The 19130-nt window shown below is 73.9% G+C and carries 17 protein-coding genes and 1 pseudogene; 8 read left to right on the top strand and 10 right to left on the bottom strand.

All coding sequences use genetic code 11. From position 1 onward, the window contains the following. Both B100_RS0114060 and B100_RS0114055 read right to left on the bottom strand, forming a co-directional pair. The coding region (locus B100_RS0114060; protein ID WP_024885085.1) for an alcohol dehydrogenase catalytic domain-containing protein at positions 1 to 475 on the bottom strand (475 nt) is incomplete at its 3' end. 346 nt (positions 476 to 821) lie between these two features. Next, entirely contained in the window at positions 822 to 1427 is a 606-nt protein-coding gene (locus tag B100_RS0114055; RefSeq protein WP_024885084.1) for a GOLPH3/VPS74 family protein, read from the bottom strand. Positions 1428 to 1677: 250 nt separating this feature from the next. Here B100_RS0114055 and B100_RS0114050 point away from each other — a divergent pair, with 250 nt between their 5' ends. The 3 genes from B100_RS0114050 to poxB all read left to right on the top strand — a co-directional run bounded on the left by B100_RS0114050 (position 1678) and on the right by poxB (position 4823). Then, positions 1678 to 2109, top strand: a complete 432-nt coding sequence (locus tag B100_RS0114050) for a tautomerase family protein (RefSeq protein ID WP_486585640.1) — start codon at positions 1678 to 1680, stop codon at positions 2107 to 2109. Positions 2110 to 2190: 81 nt separating this feature from the next. Then, positions 2191 to 2979 (top strand): acetoacetate decarboxylase family protein, encoded by a 789-nt coding sequence (locus B100_RS0114045; RefSeq protein ID WP_024885082.1) that lies wholly within the window; start codon positions 2191 to 2193, stop codon positions 2977 to 2979. A 95-nt stretch (positions 2980 to 3074) separates the two neighbouring features. Then, positions 3075 to 4823: a ubiquinone-dependent pyruvate dehydrogenase gene (poxB, locus tag B100_RS0114040; protein WP_024885081.1), complete on the top strand. Its 1749-nt coding sequence runs from the start codon at positions 3075 to 3077 to the stop codon at positions 4821 to 4823. A 19-nt stretch (positions 4824 to 4842) separates the two neighbouring features. Here poxB and B100_RS0114035 read toward each other — a convergent pair whose 3' ends face one another. Further along, positions 4843 to 5088, bottom strand: a complete 246-nt coding sequence (locus tag B100_RS0114035; protein ID WP_024885080.1) for a DUF5133 domain-containing protein — start codon at positions 5086 to 5088, stop codon at positions 4843 to 4845. 132 nt (positions 5089 to 5220) lie between these two features. On the opposite strand from B100_RS0114035, the pseudogene B100_RS0114030 reads away from it, so the two are divergent. Then, a pseudogene (locus tag B100_RS0114030) lies at positions 5221 to 5637 on the top strand (SMI1/KNR4 family protein); the annotation flags it as partial. 395 nt (positions 5638 to 6032) lie between these two features. Further along, complete coding sequence (locus B100_RS0114025) at positions 6033 to 7421, top strand: MFS transporter (RefSeq protein WP_024885078.1); 1389 nt, start codon at positions 6033 to 6035, stop codon at positions 7419 to 7421. A 49-nt stretch (positions 7422 to 7470) separates the two neighbouring features. Here B100_RS0114025 and B100_RS0114020 read toward each other — a convergent pair whose 3' ends face one another. From B100_RS0114020 to lnt, 4 genes are all read right to left on the bottom strand, one after another. Continuing rightward, positions 7471 to 9462, bottom strand: coding sequence for a GAF domain-containing protein (locus B100_RS0114020; protein ID WP_024885077.1), 1992 nt, complete (start codon positions 9460 to 9462; stop codon positions 7471 to 7473). Positions 9463 to 9550: 88 nt separating this feature from the next. Further along, positions 9551 to 10351: a 3-hydroxybutyrate dehydrogenase gene (locus B100_RS0114015; protein ID WP_024885076.1), complete on the bottom strand. Its 801-nt coding sequence runs from the start codon at positions 10349 to 10351 to the stop codon at positions 9551 to 9553. Positions 10352 to 10405: 54 nt separating this feature from the next. Continuing rightward, entirely contained in the window at positions 10406 to 10906 is a 501-nt protein-coding gene (locus tag B100_RS0114010; RefSeq protein ID WP_024885075.1) for an NUDIX hydrolase, read from the bottom strand. A gap of 58 nt (positions 10907 to 10964) precedes the next feature. After that, positions 10965 to 12575 (bottom strand): apolipoprotein N-acyltransferase, encoded by a 1611-nt coding sequence (gene lnt / locus B100_RS0114005; RefSeq protein ID WP_024885074.1) that lies wholly within the window; start codon positions 12573 to 12575, stop codon positions 10965 to 10967. 261 nt (positions 12576 to 12836) lie between these two features. Here lnt and B100_RS0114000 point away from each other — a divergent pair, with 261 nt between their 5' ends. Next, entirely contained in the window at positions 12837 to 13865 is a 1029-nt protein-coding gene (locus tag B100_RS0114000) for an O-antigen ligase family protein (protein WP_486585639.1), read from the top strand. Between the two features lie 589 nt (positions 13866 to 14454). On the opposite strand, the gene B100_RS0113995 is transcribed toward B100_RS0114000, so the two are convergent. Continuing rightward, positions 14455 to 15000: a hypothetical protein gene (locus B100_RS0113995; protein WP_024885072.1), complete on the bottom strand. Its 546-nt coding sequence runs from the start codon at positions 14998 to 15000 to the stop codon at positions 14455 to 14457. Positions 15001 to 15049: 49 nt separating this feature from the next. Beyond that, positions 15050 to 15844 (bottom strand): aspartate/glutamate racemase family protein, encoded by a 795-nt coding sequence (locus tag B100_RS0113990; protein WP_024885071.1) that lies wholly within the window; start codon positions 15842 to 15844, stop codon positions 15050 to 15052. A gap of 39 nt (positions 15845 to 15883) precedes the next feature. Here B100_RS0113990 and B100_RS0113985 point away from each other — a divergent pair, with 39 nt between their 5' ends. Continuing rightward, a complete protein-coding gene (locus B100_RS0113985) occupies positions 15884 to 17077 on the top strand; it encodes a glycosyltransferase (RefSeq protein WP_024885070.1) in 1194 nt (397 codons plus the stop codon). 7 nt (positions 17078 to 17084) lie between these two features. On the opposite strand, the gene B100_RS0113980 is transcribed toward B100_RS0113985, so the two are convergent. Then, a complete protein-coding gene (locus B100_RS0113980) occupies positions 17085 to 18368 on the bottom strand; it encodes a TerD domain-containing protein (RefSeq protein WP_024885069.1) in 1284 nt (427 codons plus the stop codon). A 299-nt stretch (positions 18369 to 18667) separates the two neighbouring features. On the opposite strand from B100_RS0113980, the gene B100_RS0113975 reads away from it, so the two are divergent. Next, positions 18668 to 19102, top strand: coding sequence for a DUF6643 family protein (locus tag B100_RS0113975; protein ID WP_024885068.1), 435 nt, complete (start codon positions 18668 to 18670; stop codon positions 19100 to 19102). Positions 19103 to 19130: the final 28 nt, after the last annotated feature.

Below are 19130 nucleotides of genomic sequence, written 5' to 3'. Positions count from 1 at the left end.
TGTACGTGGTGACGCCCGCGCAGGCCATGGGTCCCGCGTCGGGGGCCGTCAGAGCCTCGGGGATGCGGGCCAGGGCGTCGACGGGGGCGACGATCGCCTCCGCGAAGCCTCCGTCGTAGGCGTAGCCGGGGATCTTGAGGTTGTCGCAGACGATGAAGTCGCCCCTGCGGCAGGGGACGCAGTGCCAGCAGCTGCCGCCGAACCAGCCGACGGTGACCCGCTCCCCCACCTGCCAGCCCATGTCCTCGGCGCCCTCACCGAGTTCGTCGATGCGTCCGGCGACCTCGTGCCCGGGGACGAGCGGGAACGGCGTACCGGGCATGCCGGCGGAGACGAAGAGCGCGTCGCTGTGGCAGACCCCGCAGGCCTCCACGGCGATGCGCACGTGGCGGAAGCCCGGTCGGGGCAGTTCGCGTTCGACGATCTCGAAGGATCCGTTCGCGGTGGGTACCTGTGCGACTCGGTAAGTGTTCATGGCGTGACTCCGGGGCCGGCAGCGGCAGCCCCCGATGCCGATGCGACGCCGCTCGGGCGGCTCGGACGCCGCGGACGGCGGGCGCGGACTGCGCACTGCAACTGGGGTGGGACAGGGCGGAGTTCGGTCGCGCGCCGGATCGCCGTGACCGAGGTCCGACGGACGGCGGCCGGGTGCGGGGCGGGCGGGCGTCGCCCGGCGTCACCTCCTCCCGCGTCGCACGCAAGAGCGTGTCCATCCCACCACCGCCGTGCGGGTGCGGCAACACGGGACGGCCGGAGCCGGGGAACGGAGGGCGTCGTGCACGCCCCGCGCACACACCGGCGGCCGGACCGGGCGCGTCGCGTCAGTTCCCGCGCCAGATGTTGTCGAAGGCGGCGGACTCGATCGTCCTGCGCTGCCGTTCGCCGGCCAGTTCCGTGACCGCCTGGAGCACGGTGGCCAGCACGACGGCGTGGTCGTCGGTGAGCCCGTCGGACTGCTCCTCGCTCCCCCGTTCCGTCAGCCCCGCGGCCGCCGCGAGGGCGCCGAGCACCGGATCGCCCGACGACCACCGTTCTCTGGCCCGCGCGGCCGCCGACGGGTCGGCCGGTGCGTCCCGGTGCCGGCGAAGCGGGTTGCGGCCGCGCCGCTCGGGCGGGACCAGCCCCTCCTCCTCGAGCACGGCACGGTAGCGGGCGGCGAGGTCGCGGCCACGCCGCCAGAGCCAGTCCTCCACGCTCTCGCCGGGCCCGCCGTCCCGCAGCCGCTCCGCCGCCTCGGACAGCAGGACGTCACCGGCCGGCGGCGGCCTGTCGGGGACGAGGCGGGTGCCGTCGAGGGTGAGCGCGCCCGCCGCGAGAAGGTCGATCAGCTCCGCCCCGGCGAGTGCGAGGGACAGATCGCCCCGCTCCACGACGGCCCCGCCCTGCGGTTCGGAGGAAACTAGGGCCAGGTCACGCGCTGTGGTCATGAGCAACTCCGGTCGGGACGGAAGGCCGTTACCCCAACGGTCGCACACACCTCCCACCCCGGCGCCTGCCGCCCTGCCCCGCTTTCGAGCTGCGACTCTCCGCCCAATGGGTGATGCTGGTCATCTGGTGGCGAGTTCACCCGGTGTCTCGGCCGCCGGCCGCCCGCGTCGTCACCGCGCCGGAGAGTGCGTGGTGCCGCGGGTGCACAGGACGGCCCGCCGCCGCGTCGCGCGCCGTTCCCTCACACCCGTGCCCTCGACCCCGGGACGCTTCATGCCCATCTACACCTGCACCTACGTCCAGGGATCCCTGACACCCGACGTCAAGGACGAGCTCGCCTCCGGCATCACCGGCATCCACTCCGACATCAACCACGTACCGCCCGACTACGTCAACGTCGTCTTCGCGGAGATACCACCGGAGAACGTCTACGTCGGCGGCCGTCCCGGGACGCCCCTGCTGATCAACGGCTGGGCTCGGCGTGGTCATCCGCAGGACGCGACGACACGGCTGGCCCTGGCGCTCGCGGAGGCCGCGTCCCGAACGTCCGGCATTCCGCGGGAGCACGTCATGGTGGTGATCCTCGACAGCCCGGCGCGCTCCGCGGTCGAGGCGGGCCGCGTTCTTCCCGACCCGGGACATGAGGCGGAATGGCTCGCCGAGGGCCGCGCCGGCGCCTGAGGCAGCCGTCCGGCCGCTTCCACAACTCGTCCGCCCACGAACCCCTTTGAACCGAGCCGTACGGACCCGGAGGAGACGCTCATGCTGAAGGGTTACACCGTCCCGCTGTCCCCCAAGGGCGAGGCCAACATCGCCCCGACGCCGCCGTGGCACTACGCCGGCGACATCGTGGGCGTCGAGTTCTTCACGGAGCCCGCCGCCGCCGAGGCGACGCTGCCGGAGGGACTGGACCCGGATCCGGACACCTCCGGGCGGGTCGTCGCGTTCTTCGTGGACTGGCAGTTCAACGGTGAGCAGGACGAGTACCTCGACCCCGTCCGCAGCCAGTACCGGGAGTTCTTCGTGCTGGTCGACGCCCGTCATCAGGGCCGGCCAATCTCGTGGTGCCCGTACATCTACGTCGACAACCACCATGCGCTGGCCCGCGGTTGGATCCAGGGCTTCCCGAAGAAGGCCGGCAACGTGCATCAGACGCGGGTGTTCGCCTCGCCGGGCAAGGCCTCGCCGACGCTGTCGCCCGGCGCCCGCTTCGGGGCGTCCCTCTCCTGCGACGAGCGGACCCTCGCCACGGCGCGGGTGACGCTCGAGGCCCCGATGGAGGACCCGTCGGCCCTGCTCAGCCGCGACACGATCAACCTGCGGCACTTCCCCACGCTGGAGGTCGGCAAGTACGACAAGCCCGCGGTGCACGAACTGGTCCGCATGGACTACGCCGACCAGCAGGTGGCCGAGGTGTGGACCGGCACCAGCGAGATCGAGCTGCTCCAGGCACCGGGCGAGGAACTGGCGGACCTGGCCCCCGTCCGCGCGGGCATGGGCTTCCGCGCCTCCATGTCCTACAACGTCACGCAGGTCGAGCCGCTCGGGTAGCGCCGGCTCCCGCTCCCGTCGATCCCGCCCGCGCCGACGTCGCCGGGATCGGCGGGACCCCCTCCCCCACGCAGTCCGAAGACAGGGGCCACACCATGAGTACGACCGTCGCAGACCGCATGGTCGAGGCACTGGCGGCCTCCGGCGTCCGCCGCGTCCACGGCCTTCCCGGCGACTCCCTGAACGGCTTCACCGACGCGCTGCGCCGCAACGGGACCGTCGGCTGGACGCACGTCCGGCACGAGGAGACGGCCGCCTTCGCCGCCGCCGGAGAGGCCTCCCTGACCGGACACCTCGCCGTCGCGGCCGGCAGTTGCGGTCCGGGCAACCTGCACCTGATCAACGGTTTGTACGAGGCCCAGCGCAGCCGGGTGCCCGTCCTGGCGATCGCCGCCCACATCCCGAGCGAGGAGATCGGCAGCGAGTACTTCCAGGAGACCCACCCGCAGGACGTGTTCCGCGAGTGCAGCGTGTACTGCGAGCTCGCCAGTACCCCGGAGCAGGTGCCGCGGCTGCTGCACATCGCCATGCGGATGGCCGTCGAACGGGGCGGGGTGTCCGTCCTCGTGGTCCCCGGAGACATGCTGCTGTCCGCTCTCGGCGACGCCGGGACGTTCGCGCGGCCGGTCCTGAGGACCGCGTCGCACGTGACGCCGGACCGCGACGCCCTCGCCGAGGCCGCCGGCGTGCTCAACGACGCGCAGCGGGTGACGATCCTGGGCGGCGCCGGCTGCGTGGGCGCCCACGCCGAGGTCATGGCCCTGGCGGACGCCCTGAGGTCCCCGGTCGTGCACTCACTGCGGGGCAAGGAGCACCTCGAGTACGACAACCCCTACGACGTGGGCCTGACCGGCCTGATCGGCTACAGCTCGGGCTACCGCGCCATGGAGCACTGCGACGCCCTGCTCATGCTGGGGACCGACTTTCCCTACCGGCCGTTCTACCCGCCTGTGGACGTGCCCGTCGTCCAGGTCGACATCCGCGGCGAGCACATCGGACGGCGCACCGGGGTCACGGTGCCGCTCGTGGGGACGGTGAAGGACACGGCCGCCGCGCTGCTGCCGCTGCTCCGGCCGAGGACCGACGGCGCGTTCGCGGAGAAGCTCACCAGGCACTACCGGCGTGTGCGCTCCCATCTGGACCGGCTCGGTGAGGCGAGGCCGACCGACGCGCCGATGCACCCGCAGCACGTCGCCGCCGCGGTGGACCGGCTGGCGGCGGACGACACGGTCTTCACGGCGGACGTCGGCACGCCCACCGTGTGGGCCGCGCGCTACCTCACGATGAACGGCCGTCGGCGCCTGATCGGCTCCTTCAACCACGGCAGCATGGCCAACGCGCTGCCCCAGGCCATCGGCGCCCAGGCTGCCGCGGGCCGACGGCGCCAGGTCGTGGCGCTCTGCGGGGACGGCGGACTGAGCATGCTGCTGGGCGACCTGATCACGCTGCGCCATCAGCGTCTGCCGGTCAAGGTCGTCGTCTTCAACAACGGCACACTGTCGTTCGTCGAGCTGGAGATGAAGGCCGGCGGCATCGTCAACTACGGCACCGACCTCGACGACCTCGACTTCGCGGCCGTCGCCCGCTCCGCCGGCATCTTCGGCGTGCGGGTCGACCGGGCCGGGCAGCTGGACGACGCGCTGAGCGAGGCCCTCACCCTCGACGGCCCCGCCGTCGTCGACGCCCGCACGGCGAGCCAGGAGCTGTCCCTGCCCCCGAACCTCACCTACGACCAGGTGAAGGGTTTCTCCCTGTTCGCCACGCGCACGGTGCTCTCGGGCCAGGGCGACGAACTGCTGGAGCTGGCGAAGACCAACCTGCACGAACTGCCGCTGCTGCGCTGACCGGCCGGGCCCTACGGGGTCACGCCGCCAGCGTCTCGTCCTCCTGGCGGAGGCCGCTGCCGCCCGCCCGGTACTGCTCCAGCAGGGCGTCGGCCACGCGCAGGGCCTCGTCGGCGGTACGGGAGCCGGTCATCACGCACAGCGTGTAGGTGGCGTCCTCGAGCAGCCGGCTGGTGCGGCCGGTGGGAAGCACGTCGTGCTCGATACGCGCCTGGGCGAACCGGGCCAGCACAGCACGCAGCTCCTTCTCCGCCGGAAGGATCATCTCGGTACCTCTCCCCTCTCGTCCTGGGCCGCCCTACGCCGGGGCGCCAGGCATGCGAATGCCCCGTCCGACGAGGTCCACACCTGTCGGCCTCTCAGCCGGCCTGTCGGTGGCGGGTGACAGCATCGGCGCATGACGGAGAACGCGGCGTTCGACTGGCGGACCTTCCTGCTGCGGTGGAGCGGGGAATGGGCCGACTCGCTGCACGACGGCGACGTCCGGGACGCGGACGACGAGGCCGCGCGGCAGGCCCGGTGGCTGGGGTTTCCGCCCGCCTCCGAGGAGCGGATCGCCGCCATGGAGCGGCGTCTCGGCCGGCGGATGCCTCCGTCGTACCGGAGCTTCCTCACGGTCACCGACGGCTGGCGGCACGCGGGCGGGTTCGTGCGGCTGCTGGCGGGGACCGGCGACGCGCGGTGGCACGCCAACGAGTCCGAACTGGCGGAGATGTTCGAGGAGTACCTGGACGAGGACGCCGATGCCGAGGAGCGACGGGAGGCGGACCTCTGGCGGCGCGGACTCCAGCTCGACGTGCGGTCCGACGCCACCGCGGGCACCCGCGCGGTGGTGGTGTGGGGCGACCTCGCCGCCCGGCACGGGGAGCCGTCCTTCCACCTGTCGGTGGCACGCGAAACGACATGCCACTTGCCATGCAGTTCGAAGCGGCCGGCAAGGACGGGTGACGACGTGGGCTTTTGGTCAGCACCCAACCAGCGCGGGAATCAGCACCACGCCGTCAGATCACCCTGAAGCACGCGTCCCGGACGGCACTCGTTTCGACCACCACCGATCCCCGGAAACTCGTTCCCCTAGGCCGGCATGGCGGCCGCACGCATAGCTGACCCCTTAACTATGTAGTCCCGCCACATGTGCGCCTGACCTGCGGGTTCCTACGGTGTGGCGACACGCAAACGTCCCCGCGGAATCCCCAGGAAGTGGTGCCGATGTCGTCGCCCTCTACCGCCCCGCCAGCCCCGAGCAATCTCAAGCGCATCGTCGCCGCGTCCCTCATCGGCACCACCATCGAGTGGTACGACTTCTTCCTCTACGGTTCGGCCGCCGCGCTGGTCTTCAACAAGCTGTTCTTCCCGGACTCCGATCCGCTGGTCGGCACGCTGCTGTCGTTCCTGACGTACGCCGTCGGGTTCGCCGCGCGGCCGATCGGCGCGCTGGTCTTCGGGCACTACGGGGACCGGCTCGGACGCAAGAAGCTGCTCGTGCTGAGCCTGCTGTTGATGGGCGGGGCCACCTTCGCGATCGGGCTGCTGCCCACGCACGCCACCATCGGCAGCGCAGCACCGGTCCTGCTCACCGTGCTGCGGCTGGTGCAGGGCTTCGCGCTCGGCGGTGAGTGGGGCGGCGCCGTGCTGCTGGTGTCCGAGCACGGCGACGCGCGCCGGCGCGGGTTCTGGGCCTCGTGGCCGCAGACCGGCGCGCCGGCCGGGCAGTTGCTGGCGACGGGTGTGCTGTCGCTGCTGACCGCCGTGCTGTCGGACTCGGCCTTCGGGGCCTGGGGCTGGCGCATCCCGTTCCTGCTCTCCGGGGTCCTGGTGATCGTCGGTTTGTGGATTCGTCTCTCTGTCGACGAGTCGCCGGTGTTCAAGGAGGCACTCCAGCGCGCCGAGGCCCGCAAGGCCGACGCCCCCGCCGAGCGCATGCCCCTGGTGGCGGTGCTGCGCCACCACTGGCGTGACGTGCTGGTGGCGATGGGCGCGCGGATGGCGGAGAACATCAGCTACTACGTGATCACCGCGTTCATCCTGGTGTACGCCACCACCTCGGCCGGGGTGTCCAAGCAGACCGCGCTCAACGCGGTGCTCATCGCCTCCGCGCTGCACTTCGCCGTGATTCCGGCCTGGGGTGCGCTGTCGGACCGGGTGGGCCGCCGTCCGGTGTATCTCATCGGCGCGGTCGGCGTAGGGCTGTGGATGTTCCCCTTCTTCTCTCTCATCGACACCGGGGGCTTCGGAGCCCTGCTGCTCGCGGTGACCGTGGGCCTGGTGATGCACGGGGCGATGTACGCACCGCAGGCCGCCTTCTTCTCTGAGATGTTCGCGACCCGGATGCGCTACTCCGGCGCCTCCATCGGCGCCCAGTTCGCGTCGGTCGCGGCGGGCGCCCCGGCCCCGCTGATCGCCACCGCGCTGCTGTCGGACTACGGCAGCTCCACCCCGATCGCGCTCTACGTCATCGCCGCGAGCCTGCTCACGGTCGTCGCCGTGGCGGTGGCCAAGGAGACCCGGCACCGGGACCTGGCGGACGTGTCCGCCCCGGGCGGGCCGGGCGCGCCGCCCGTCAGGACCGAGGCCGCCGAGGACGCGCGCACCCACTGATCCGCTGCGTCGCCCTGGCCCCCGTCCCCGCCCGTCGGCGGTGCGGGGGTCAGGGCCGTGCGGGCGGCGGGGTGATGCCGGACAGGCGGTGCAGGCGCAGGGCCAGCTGGATCTCCAGGGTCCGCGCCGGGCTTTGCCAGTCGTCCCCGAGGAGGCGGCCGACACGGTCCAGCCGCTGGGCGACCGTGTTGACGTGGACGTGCAACTCGTCCTTGGTGCGGGCGGGGCTCATGCCGCAGGTGAAGTAGGCGTCGAGGGTGCGCAGCAGTTCGGTGCCGCGACGGGCGTCGTAGGCCACGACCCGGCCGATGGTGCGGTCGACGAAGCCGGCGATGTCCCGCTCACCCGCGAGCAGCAGGCCCAAGAAGCCGAAGTCCTCGGCGGCGGAGCCGTCGCCGCAGCGGCCGAGCAGTCGCAGGGTGTCGAGGCAGCGCCGGGCCTCCGCGTAGGCCGTGGCCACGGTGTCGGGGCGGGCGAGGAGCTGCCCGACCGGGGCGGAGGCGCCGACGGTCACCGGTTCGTGGACGGCCGTGCCGAGCTCGCGGGCGGTGCGGCGGGCCAGGCCGGTGGCGGTGTCGCCGGGGGCGAGCGGCAGCAGCAGGACCGTGCCGCCGTCGCGGGCCGCAGCGAGGCCCTGCCGGGTCGCGGCGAGGTGGGAGGCCGCGGCCCACAGCCGTCTGCGGGCGTCGGCCTCCTGGTCGGCGTCGGCGGTGCCGCCCTCCAGCCGGGCGGCCAGCACGGCGTGGGTGGCGTCCAGGTCCGCGCTCAGCCGGGCGGCCCGCTCGCGCAGCAGGCGGGGGTCGCGGTCACGGGCGTCGAGCAGGTCGTCGAGCAGCTCGCCCCGGACGCGCTGCTCCGCCTCGGCGGCGGAGCGGCGGGCCAGCAGCAGCAGCGAGGTCACCATGGCCGCGCGTTCGAGGGTGCGCTGGTCGACGGGGTCGAGGTCCGGGTGGCCGCGCAGCACGAGGGCGCCGAGCAGTTCGTCCCCGGCGGCGACGGCGGCGGTCCAGTCGTCCCCGTGCCGTACGGCGTGGCCCTCGGCGCGCGAGGACTCCAAGGCGTCGGCGGGCGCCGCCGGGGCCTCGGTGAAGTCGACGGTGCCGTCGAGCACCTCGGAGACGGCGGCCGCCACGTCGTGCACCCCTCCGCCGCGCAGGACCAGCTCGGCGAGCCGGTCGTGGACGTCGGAGGCGCGCTCGATGACGGCGCTGCGGTCCTGGATGATCTCGTTGGCGCGCTCCAGGCCGGCGAGGGCGGAGCGGGTCTCGGCAAGCAGGTTGGCGGTGTCGATGGCGGCCGCGGCGAGCGCGGCGAAGGAGCCGAGCAGGGCGATCTGCTCCCGCTCGAACACCCGGGAGCGGCGGTCGGCGGCGAACAGCACCCCGATGACGTGGTCGCCGAGCGTCAAAGGCACCCCGACGATGGCGACGAGCCCTTCGTCGCGCACCCCGCTGTCGATGGAGTGGGTGTGCTGGAAGCGGCCGTCGCGGAAGTAGTCGTCGGTGACGTAGGGGCGGGCGGTCTGCGCGACGAGCCCGCCGAGCCCTTCCCCCATGCCGAGACGCAGCTGCTGGAAGCGGGCCGCCACCGAGCCCTCGGTGACCCGCATGTAGGTGTCGCCCCTGGCCGGGTCGTTCAGGCTGAGGTAGGCGACGTCGGTGCCGAGCAGCGAGCGGGCGCGCTGCACGATCGCGCGCAGCACGGCGTCCAGGTCGCGCAGTCCGGCGAGGTCGTGGGCGGTCTCGAACAGCGCGGACAGCTCCGCCTCGCGGCGGCGGCGTCCCTCGATCTCGGAGCGCACGCGCAGCGCGAGCAGCTTGGCCCGCTCCAGGGCGGCGACCCGCTCGGCGGGCAGCCCCTCGGCGCGGGCCAGCAGCACCGGCTGCTCGTACGCCTCGGCGGGGGCCCCGCGGGCCAGCAGTTCGAGGAACGGCGCCTCGGCGCCGTCGGGCGCGGGCCGGGCGGCGTCGGGGCCGGGACGGCCCGGCGCTCCGGCGGCGGGGGCGGAGCGCTCGGCGGACTGCAGGTGATCGCGGGGCATGGGTCTCAGGATTCCTCATCCGGCGGCCGCCCCGTCAGGCCTGTGGACAACTCCGTGGGCCGACGGCCGGCCGCGGTCGGTTCGTGCCTCAGTGGGCGGTCCAGCCGCCGTCCAGGACCAGCGAGGTGCCGGTCACGAAGGATGCCCGCGGGCCGCACAGGTAGGCGACGGCGTCGGCGACCTCGTCCGGTTCGATGAGGCGCTTGACGGCGCTGTCCTGCAGCAGCACCTCGGACACGACGCGCTCCTCGGGGATGCCGTGGGCGCGGGCCTGGTCGGCGATCTGCTTCTCGACCAGTGCGGTGCGCACATAGGCGGGGTTCACACAGTTGGAGGTGACACCGTGGGCCGCGCCCTCCAGGGCGGTGGTCTTGGACAGCCCCTCCAGGCCGTGCTTGGCGGCCACGTACGCGGACTTGAAGGCCGAGGCGCGCAGGCCGTGCACGGAGGAGATGTTGACGATCCGGCCCCAGCCCTGCTCGTACATGTGCGGCAGGGCACCGCGGATGAGGCGGAAGGGGGCCTCCAGCATCACAGTGAGCACCGTGTGGAAGACGTCCGGCGGGAAGTCCTCGATGGGGCGGACCAACTGCAGTCCGGCGTTGTTGACGAGGACGTCGGTCCCGGCCGCGGCGGACTCGGCGGCGTCCAGGTCGGTGAGGTCCAGGACGTGCGGGTCGACGCCGCCGCCCAGGTCCGCGGCCGCCGCGGCGAGCGCCTCCAGCCCGGCGGCGTCCCGGTCGACGGCTCTGACCTTGGCACCGGCGGCCGCGAGCCGCAGGGCGCAGGCGCGGCCGATGCCGCCTGCGGCGCCGGTGACGAGCGCGGTGCGGCCACCGAGGTCGAGGGGGGTGTCGTGGGGAGCCGGAAGGGCACGGGGCGCGGTCATGGCTCGACCCTAGGCAGCACGCCCCGGTCGACCCATGTGGTCACACCCCACAGTTCAGCGGTTTCCAGTGGGGTCGAGCCATGTGGAGGAGGGGTCGAACCACGTGGGTGCGTCGGAGAGGGCCTGCTTGATGCGGAAGCTGCCGAACTCGTTCAGCTCGGGCAGCGCGTCCACGTCGAACCAGCCGACGTCCAGCGACTCGTCGTCGTTGACCCGCGCCTGACCGCCGACGGCACGGCAGCGGAAGGTGATGTCCATGAACTGACAGATGTCGCCGTTGCCGTACGTCACGGGTTCCACGGCCTGGATCAGCACGACCCGCTCGACCACGCAGCGCACCGCGGTCTCCTCCTCGACCTCCCGCACCGCGCAGGCCGCGGGCTGCTCCCCCGGGTCGGGCATGCCGCCGATCACCGACCACTTGCGGGTGTCCGCCCTGCGGTTGAGCAGCACGCGGCCCTCGTCGTCGAAGACGAGGGCCGTGACGCCGGGCAGCCACAGCAGTTGGTGTCCGGCCGAGGCGCGCAGGGTGCGGATGAAGTCAGGAGTAGCCATGTCCCGACCCTAACCGGCGTGCGCGGACGCTCCCGGGCACGCCGGAGGGCGTCCGGGGCTACTGTTCGCCGGTCCGCCGGGCGCGCAGCCGCGCGGCGACGCCCCAGCCGAGGCCGCCCGCCGCGACGAGGACCAGGACCGCCTCCGGGAGCGCGCCGAGGCGGGTCGCGGGGGTCTGCGAGGTGCGCAGCGGCACCTCCTGCACGAGGGAGTCGGCGACGAACATGCCGGTCTTCCGCGTGACCGTGCCGTCCGGCATGATGATCGCGCTGACGCCGCTGGTCACCGGCACGGTGACGGTGCGGCTGTGCTCCACGGCGCGGACCCGGGACATGGCGAGCTGCTGGTAGGTCATCTCGCTGCGCCCGAAGGTGGCGTTGTTGCTCGGCACGGAGATCAGCTGGGCGCCGGCGGTGACCGTGTCGCGGACGGCCCAGTCGAAGGCGGCCTCGTAGCAGGTGACCAGGCCGACGCCGGCGCCGCCCATGTCGAACACGCCGGGCTCGGAGCCGCGGCTGAAGTCCTGGCGGACCATGGAGGTCCAGGTCTCGTTGATCGCGCCCACCAGGGAGCGCAGCGGCAGGTACTCGCCGAACGGCTGGATCTGCCGTTTGTCGTAGGTGTCGACGGGGCCCTTCGCCGGGTCCCAGAGAACCTGCTCGTTGAGCAGTTCGCCGTCCCGGGAGACCACCGCGCCGACCGAGATGGGCGCGCCGACGGCCTTGGCGGCGCGGTCGACGACCTCGCGGGCGTCGGCGTTGGCGAAGGGGTCGATGTCGGAGGAGTTCTCCGGCCACAGCACGATGTCGGGGCGCTCGGCGCGGCCGGCGGCGACCTCGGCGGCCAGCCGCTCCGTCTCGCGCGCGTGGTAGTCGAGGACGGCCCGGCGCTGGGAGTTGAAGTCGAGCCCGAGGCGGGGCACGTTGCCCTGGATGACGGCGACCGTCACCGTGCCGTTCTCGGCCGTGTCGCTCACCAGCGTCCGCGCCGCGAACGCGCCGGCCACCGGCGCGGCGACGCTCAGCACACCGGCGACCGCCGCGGCCCGGTGCCATGTCCCGGTGTGCCGCGCCCGCAGGGTGAGCCGCACCAGCTCGTACAGACCGAAGCCGCACAGCACGACGGCGAAGCCGAGGACCGGGGTGCCGCCGAGCGCGGCGAGCGGCAGGAACACTCCGTCCGCCTGCCCGAACGCGATCTTGCCCCAAGGGAAGCCGCTGAACGGCACGCGCGCGCGTGCCGCCTCGCCGGCGATCCACAGCGCAGCCGCCCACACCGGCCAGCCCGGCAGCCGGGACACGACGGTGATCCCGGCGCCGACCAGCGCGACGAACACCGCCTCGATCACCACGAGCGCGATCCACGGGCCGGGACCGACCTCCACACCGGTCCACACCAGCAGCGGCAGCAGGAAGCCGAGCCCGAAGAGGTAGCCGAGGCCCAGTCCCGCCTTCCAGCTCCGGCCGCGCAGCACCCCACCGAGGACGGCGAAGGCGGGCAGGGCCAGCCACCACAGGGTGCGCGGCGGGAAGCTGACATAGAGGAGGAGGCCCGCGAGCGCTGCGGCGCCGGCCGGGAGGAGGCGCGCGCGCCACTTCTGCCAGGCCGAGGGCGTGGTCTGCGGCGGCATGGGGTCCGACGCGCCGACGGAGGTTGCGGTGACGGTCACTCCGGGAGTCTACGGCGCGTGACCTGGGGCCGGACAGCGCGGTCGTACGGGCCCGGGGCGGGTGGAACACCGCGAGGGCCCGTGCCGTGGACGAGCGCGACAACGTTTCCGCTGAGTCGTCACCACACGTCCCCAAAAGGGCCACCAGCCGTTACCGTGTGCCGGTGCCTTGTCCGTGGGGCCCGACGCGGGGCCGTCGGACGGGGCCCGTCAGCTCGGGGGCGACGAGGTGGGGCGGGGTGCGGGGTGGGTTCCACAGACATGGCGTCCGCCGGTCCGGACGCGGACGGCGAGAGACGGACCGGTCCGGACGCGGCGGGCATGGTGGTGCTGGGCGCGTGCGCGGCCTGGCCGCTGATCACCGCGGCGGCCCGGGACGGCCGTCCCGAGGGCATGCTGCTCGCGGTGCTGGCCGTGGCGGCGGGGTACGCGGCGGGCCGCATCGGCGGGGCACTGCTGCCGGTGGCCGCCCCCTGCGCGGGCGCGCTCGCCGGGACAGCCCTCGTGGCGTGGGTGCCCCACCTGGCGCCGGGCCCGCAGATCACCACTCCTCTCGGGCACGCCGGGGCGACGACCGCCATGGTGATCCTGTCGGCGGGCGCCGCCTGCTGCGCGGCCTGGGCGGCGTCGGCGACGGCGCCGCGGATCGCGCTGCGGCTGCTCGCCGCGGGCGTCGCGGTGACGGCGGCGGTGCTGGGGTCGGCCGCGGGGTGCGTGGCGGCCGCGCTGCTCCTGGTGTGTTCCCTGGCCGCCGGCCGCGTACGGCACCGCGGCGCGGCCCTCGCCGTGCTGGGCCTGACGGCGGCCGGCGCGGTCGGGCTGACCTGGGCCGTCGCCGGTGACGCGGTGCCGGAGGGGTTCGCCGCGTCGTTGGAGGGCCGGCTCACCCCGCACCGGGTGGCGCTGTGGCACGACGCGCTCGACCTCGTACGGACGCACGCGGGCCTGGGCGTAGGGCCGGGGCGCTTCGGGGAGCTGAGCACGACGTCGGTCGGGTCACCGTTGTCCGACGGCAAGCCGCACTCCGCCCCGCTGCAGCTGGCGGCGGAGCAGGGCGTCGTCGGGGTGCTGCTCGCGGCGCTGGCGTTCGGCTGGCTGCTGTACGCGCTGTGGCGCAGCCCGCGCTCGACGCCGGTGGTGCTGACGGCGGGTACGGCCCTGACCGCGCTGGCGCTCGTCGCCACGGTGGGCAACGCCCTGAGCTTCACGGCGGTGACGGCCGGCGGCGGGTTCCTGGCGGGCCTCGCCACGTCCCGCCCCTTCACGGACGAACCGACCCGCCGCACCTGAGTCACGGACCTGGTGCCTGACGTTCGGATCATTCCGGTGTCGCGCGGCGTGGCACGCGCATCTGCGGCGTTGTCGTCGGTTGCCGACGCTCCGCGTCGTCGCCCTCCTCCGCCTTGCAGCTGCACGCACCACGCCCTGCTCGGGTCGGCCGGACAGCCCCGTCGCCAGGGCCGGACTGATCCGAACGACAGGCCCTGGGCCGAAGGCGACGCAGTCAGCCGGTGCCGCCGTCCCCGGCGCCCAGGCGACCGGTGACCGCTCCTCACCCGACGACCGGCCGACCAGGTGACCGCTCCACCGGACGACCGCGCGACCAGGTGACCGCTCCAGCCCGACAACCGCTCCCCGTGACTCGGCACGCCGGGACCGAGCCGGCGGGTCCCCGCACCGGCGATCGGCACGGCGCGACGGGCGGCCCGTGACGGACACGCGGCGACGGCGAGGCGCCGGCGAGACGCCGTGACCAGCCGACAGACCGCCGCCGCGGACCGCCGCCTCAGCGAGGGACCGCCGAGTCATCGGCCCCGAGGCCCGCGCCGCCCCGCGCACAGGGCCCCGCCCGTTCGTCGGAGCGCGAGCCCGCGACCCCTCACAGCTTCGTGCCGGCGCGTCCCAGGCGGAGGCGGTCGCGGATGACGGTGACGGCGGCCTCCGCGTCGTCCACCGTCACCGTGAAGGTGTGGCCGTCGGACAGCCGCAGCACCACGCCCTCACCGCGCCGTACGACGACCGCCGTGCCCTTCTCGGGCCGCCACCTGTACCCCCAGCCGCCCCAGTGCCGGGGTGTGACGTGCGGGGCGAAGTCGGCCCCGGCGACGTGGGACAGCGGGATGCGGCGGCGCGGTACACCGATGTGGCCGCAGCGCACCTCGAGGTGGTCCTGGTCGACCCGCAGCGCGACGTGCACGAAGGCGAGGGTGCCGAACAGCACCAGGAGTCCGGCCGCGATGCAGCCGACGACGGCCATGGCGAGCGGCGCGACCCCGGACGTCCACGCGGAGTCGACGGCCAGCGCGATACCGAGCGCCATGCAGGCGGCGCCGATCAGCGCCAGCAGCCACTGGAAGCGGGCGGTGGCGCGACCGGTCCAGACCTCGGAGTGCGGGCCGTGCTCGCCGGGGCGGTGGTCCCTCATGCTTCGAGGTTACTCAGAATCCGCTCCGCGGCTACCGCGTCGCACAGCGTCACTGAGCCGTCCGGGCGGGGACGACCGGCCGGAGCAGTCCGCCCTCGGGGTAGGTGAGGGCGGGGGCGGGCAGGCTGCCCGGACGCCCGCTGAGCAGCACGGTCAGGCCGCCGGTGGCGGGCGCGTCGGGGGCGGGGTGCTCGCCGAGCCGCCGCAGGGCCTGGGCGGCGACCGCGCCGGCGGAGCCGTGCAGGGCGAGCGGCGGGCGCCCGGGGCGCTGAACGGCGGCGCGGATGCGGTCGGCGACCAGTTCGTAGTGGGTGCAGCCGAGGACGACGGTGGTCACGTCGTCGGGGGTGAGCTCGGCGGCCGCGGCGACGGCGGCGTCGACCGCCGTGTCGTCCGCCCGCTCCACGGCCTCGGCCAGTCCCCAGCAGGGCACCTCGGTCACGGTCACCCCGTCGGCGAACCTCTTGATCAGGTCACGCTGGTAGGGGCTGCCGGTGGTGGCGGGCGTGGCCCAGATGGCGAGCGGTCCGCCGCCGGCCGCGGCCGGCTTGATGGCCGGGACGGTGCCGATGACCGGCAGGTCCGGCTCGTGGCGGGCGCGCAGGGCGGTGAGGGCGTGCACGGTGGCGGTGTTGCAGCCGACGATCAGCGCGTCCGGCCGGTGCACGGCGGCGGCCTCGGCGACGGACAGGGCGCGCCGGGTGAGGTCCAAGGGGGTCCTGGGTCCCCACGGCATGCCGTCGGGGTCGAGGGAGAGCACCAGATCGGCGTCGGGGCGCAGTCGCCGTACCGCTGCGGTGGCCGCCAGCAGTCCGATTCCGGAGTCCATGAGCGCGATCTTCACCCGGCCACGATAGACGATGAGCCGCTGCGGGGCCGTGCCGTGGGGCAGACTGCGGGCGTGAGCGCCATCGTGTGGAGTGCCGCCGTATCACTCGCCGCCTGGTTGTGGCTGCTGCTTCTCCAGGGGTGGTTCTGGCGTACGGACGTGCGGCTTCCGCCGTCGCGCGACCCCGGCGTGTGGCCGGACGTGTGCGTGGTCGTACCCGCGCGGGACGAGGCGGCGGTGCTGCCGGTGAGCCTGCCGTCGCTGCTCGCCCAGGACTATCCGGGCCGGGCCGAGATCTTCCTGGTCGACGACGGCAGCACCGACGGCACCGCGCGGCTCGCGCGGGAACTCGCGGAGCGGCACGGAGGTCTGCCGCTCACCGTCGGCTCCCCCGGTGAGCCGCCGGCCGGCTGGACCGGCAAGCTGTGGGCCGTGCGGCACGGGATGGCCCTGGCCCGGGCGCGGGGGCCGGAGTACCTGCTGCTGACGGACGCGGACATCGCCCACGCCCCGGACAGTCTGCGCAGGCTGGTGGCGGCCGCCCGGACCGGCGGCTTCGACATCGTGTCGCAGATGGCGCGGCTGCGGGTGGAGAGCCTGTGGGAGCGGCTGGTCGTACCGGCCTTCGTCTACTTCTTCGCGCAGTTGTATCCGTTCCGCAGGATCGCCGGGCCGGGCAGCCGGACGGCGGCGGCCGCCGGCGGCTGTGTGCTGCTGCGCGCCGAGGCCGCCGAGCGGGCGCGGATCCCGGACGCGGTGCGGCACGCCGTGATCGACGACGTGGCGGTGGCCCGCGCGGTGAAGCGGAGCGGCGGACGCGTCTGGCTGGGGCTGGCGGACGGGGTGGACAGTGTGCGTCCCTATCCGCGGCTGGCCGACCTGTGGCGCATGGTGTCGCGCAGCGCGTACGCCCAGCTGCGGCACAACCCGGCGCTGCTGGCGGGTACGGTCGCCGGTCTGGCGGTGGTGTACCTGGTTCCGCCCGTCGCGGTGGCCGCCGGAGCGGTGACGGGGAACCTGCCGTGCGCGCTGCTGGGGGCGGCGGCCTGGCTGGTGATGGCGGGGACGTACGTACCGATGCTGCGGTACTACCGGCAGCCGCTGTGGCTCGCGCCGCTGCTGCCGGTGACCGCGTTCCTCTATCTGCTGATGACGGTGGACTCGGCGGTGCAGCATCGCCGGGGGCGTGGTGCCGCCTGGAAGGGCCGCACCTACGCCCGCCCGGGGGCCGCCGCCGAAGAGGCCTGATGGGCCGTCATTTGCGGCCGGGGGTCCAGTTCATGCCCCAGCCGTAGGCGTGGTCGACGGTGCGCTGCGGGCTCACGCCCCGCTCCGGGACGAGGTAGCGGGCCTCGCGCTGGACGACCAGTTCGCCGCCCCCGGTGTTGGTGATGAGTGCGAGCGCGCACACCGTGGAAGGGACGGTGCACTCGTCGAGGGAGAAGTCGATGGGCGCGCCGTGCTGCGGCCGGAGGGTGACCGTCGCGTGCAGGTCGGCGAAGGAGCGGGCGCCCTCGTAGATGGTGACGAAGACGAGGATGCGCCGGAGCAGGTGCCTCTGGTCGAGGTTGACGGTGAGGTTCTCGCCGCTCGCCACGGCACCGGTGCGGTCGTCGCCGTCGAGGTGGAGGAACGGCGGCTGGTGCAGCGAGCCGAAGGCGTTGCCGAGGGCCTGGACGACGCCCTTCCTGCCGTCGGTGAGTTCCCACAGGGCGCACAGGTCGAGGTCGAGGTCGGAGTGCATGGCGACCGGGCGGCCCAGCTTGCCGGCCCAGCCGGAGAACTGCTTGCGCACCTCCCAGTTGAGGTTGACGTGCAGGGCGCCCGAGGTGCCGCCCTGCTTGGTCAGCGACACGGAGGGGGCCGCCTTGGTGAGCGTCACCTTCGTCAGCCGGACCGGCGCGGCCGGCGGGGGCGGGGGCTGCGGCACGGTGACCGGGGGCGCGACGGACGGGGCCGTCGGCGGCCGGTGCGCGGTGACCGGCGGGGCCTGGGGCGTGACGGGCGGGGCGGCGTGCTGCGGTTCGTCGACGGTGATGCCGTAGTCGGTGGCCAGTCCCTCGAGTCCGCTGCTGTAGCCCTGGCCGACGGCGCGGAACTTCCAGTCGCCCTGGCGCCGGTAGAACTCGCCGAGCACGAACGCCGTCTCGGTCGTGGCGCCGGCGGGGTCGAAGCGGGCCGCCTGGGTGCCGTTCGCGGCGTCCTTCACCTCGATGTACAGACCGGGGACCTGTCCGAAGGAGCCGCCGTCGCTGGAGGCGGCCAGGATGACGGTCTCGATGCCGGGCTCCACGCGCGTGAGGTCGACGAGGAGGGTGTCGGTGACCTCTCCCCCGGCCTGCCGCTTGCCCTCGTGCCGCACGGCGCCGGAGGCGTGGGCGGGCTGGTTGTAGAAGACGAAGTCGGCGTCGGAGCGGACCTTGCCGCCGGCGAGCAGCAGTGCCGAGACGTCCGCGTCCGGGACTCCGGGGCCGGAGCGCCAGCCCACGGCCACCCGCAGTGCCGTGGCCGGCACCGGCGTGTTCGATCCCTTCGGCATTGACATGTCCCGCCCCCATCACAGGTCGCCGCGCACCGGGCCAGGTCCCGGCATCCGTCGGTGTTCGTCCGCCCAACCTATTCCCCCGGGCCCGGGGCGCCCACGCCCGAGAGGGAAGAAGCACCCCCGCAACCGCCGGTAACGCCCCAGGAACTCGGCCTTTACATGAAAATCACGCGGCAAGAAGCCCGTTTTCCCCAAGTTCGCTCGGATTGGGGATCGCCAGTCACGCAGGGCGCGGAAAACAACCCTCTTATCGGTCTCCCCAACCAGCACATCGTGGGCTTAACTTATGTGCCATGACCTCCCCCCGCTCCATGTATGGCGGCGGCTACTCCTCCGCTGCCTTCCCGGACACTCCGATCTACGACTCGCTCGTGGCCGAGCGGGGCACCCCGCAGATCGCCCCGATCCGGGTCCCCGCCGCGTACGAGGCTCCGGCCAGTCATCTGCCCGCGCTTCCCTCGGCGTTGCCGGCCCTCCCGGCGGCACCGTCCCAGCCGTCCTACGGCTACCCCCAGGCGCCGCAGCCCGCCCCTCTCCAGCAGGCGCACACGGCGTACATCCCGCAGCAGGCCACCGCGCCGCGCGGGTATCCCGGCCCCCAGCCGCAACCGCCGCGCCAGCCGCAGCCCGCCGGATACGAGGCGATGCGCCCCGCGGCCCCGCGTCCGGCGCCCGCGCCGTACCAGGACCCCTACGGCAACCAGCACCCGCAGTACCGGGGGTACTGAGCGACCGGGGCCGTCGGTGCCTGATGGC

This window comes from Streptomyces sp. CNH189 (assembly GCF_000527195.1).
Note: the sequence above shows the minus strand (reverse complement) of the source record. Positions and strands in the feature narration are given on the sequence as shown.

Excerpts from the sequence above, each read along its gene's own strand:
- B100_RS0114025 (WP_024885078.1), top strand. The coding sequence starts at position 6,033 with ATGTCGTCGCCCTCTACCGCCCCGCCAGCCCCGAGCAATCTCAAGCGC.
- B100_RS0113980 (WP_024885069.1), bottom strand. The coding sequence starts at position 18,368 with ATGCCGAAGGGATCGAACACGCCGGTGCCGGCCACGGCACTGCGGGTG.
- B100_RS0114045 (WP_024885082.1), top strand. The coding sequence starts at position 2,191 with ATGCTGAAGGGTTACACCGTCCCGCTGTCCCCCAAGGGCGAGGCCAAC.
- B100_RS0113975 (WP_024885068.1), top strand. The coding sequence starts at position 18,668 with ATGACCTCCCCCCGCTCCATGTATGGCGGCGGCTACTCCTCCGCTGCC.
- B100_RS0114055 (WP_024885084.1), bottom strand. The coding sequence starts at position 1,427 with ATGACCACAGCGCGTGACCTGGCCCTAGTTTCCTCCGAACCGCAGGGC.
- B100_RS0114020 (WP_024885077.1), bottom strand. The coding sequence starts at position 9,462 with ATGCCCCGCGATCACCTGCAGTCCGCCGAGCGCTCCGCCCCCGCCGCC.
- B100_RS0114015 (WP_024885076.1), bottom strand. The coding sequence starts at position 10,351 with ATGACCGCGCCCCGTGCCCTTCCGGCTCCCCACGACACCCCCCTCGAC.
- B100_RS0113995 (WP_024885072.1), bottom strand. The coding sequence starts at position 15,000 with ATGAGGGACCACCGCCCCGGCGAGCACGGCCCGCACTCCGAGGTCTGG.
- B100_RS0114035 (WP_024885080.1), bottom strand. The coding sequence starts at position 5,088 with ATGATCCTTCCGGCGGAGAAGGAGCTGCGTGCTGTGCTGGCCCGGTTC.
- poxB (WP_024885081.1), top strand. The coding sequence starts at position 3,075 with ATGAGTACGACCGTCGCAGACCGCATGGTCGAGGCACTGGCGGCCTCC.
- B100_RS0114010 (WP_024885075.1), bottom strand. The coding sequence starts at position 10,906 with ATGGCTACTCCTGACTTCATCCGCACCCTGCGCGCCTCGGCCGGACAC.
- B100_RS0114000 (WP_486585639.1), top strand. The coding sequence starts at position 12,837 with ATGGCGTCCGCCGGTCCGGACGCGGACGGCGAGAGACGGACCGGTCCG.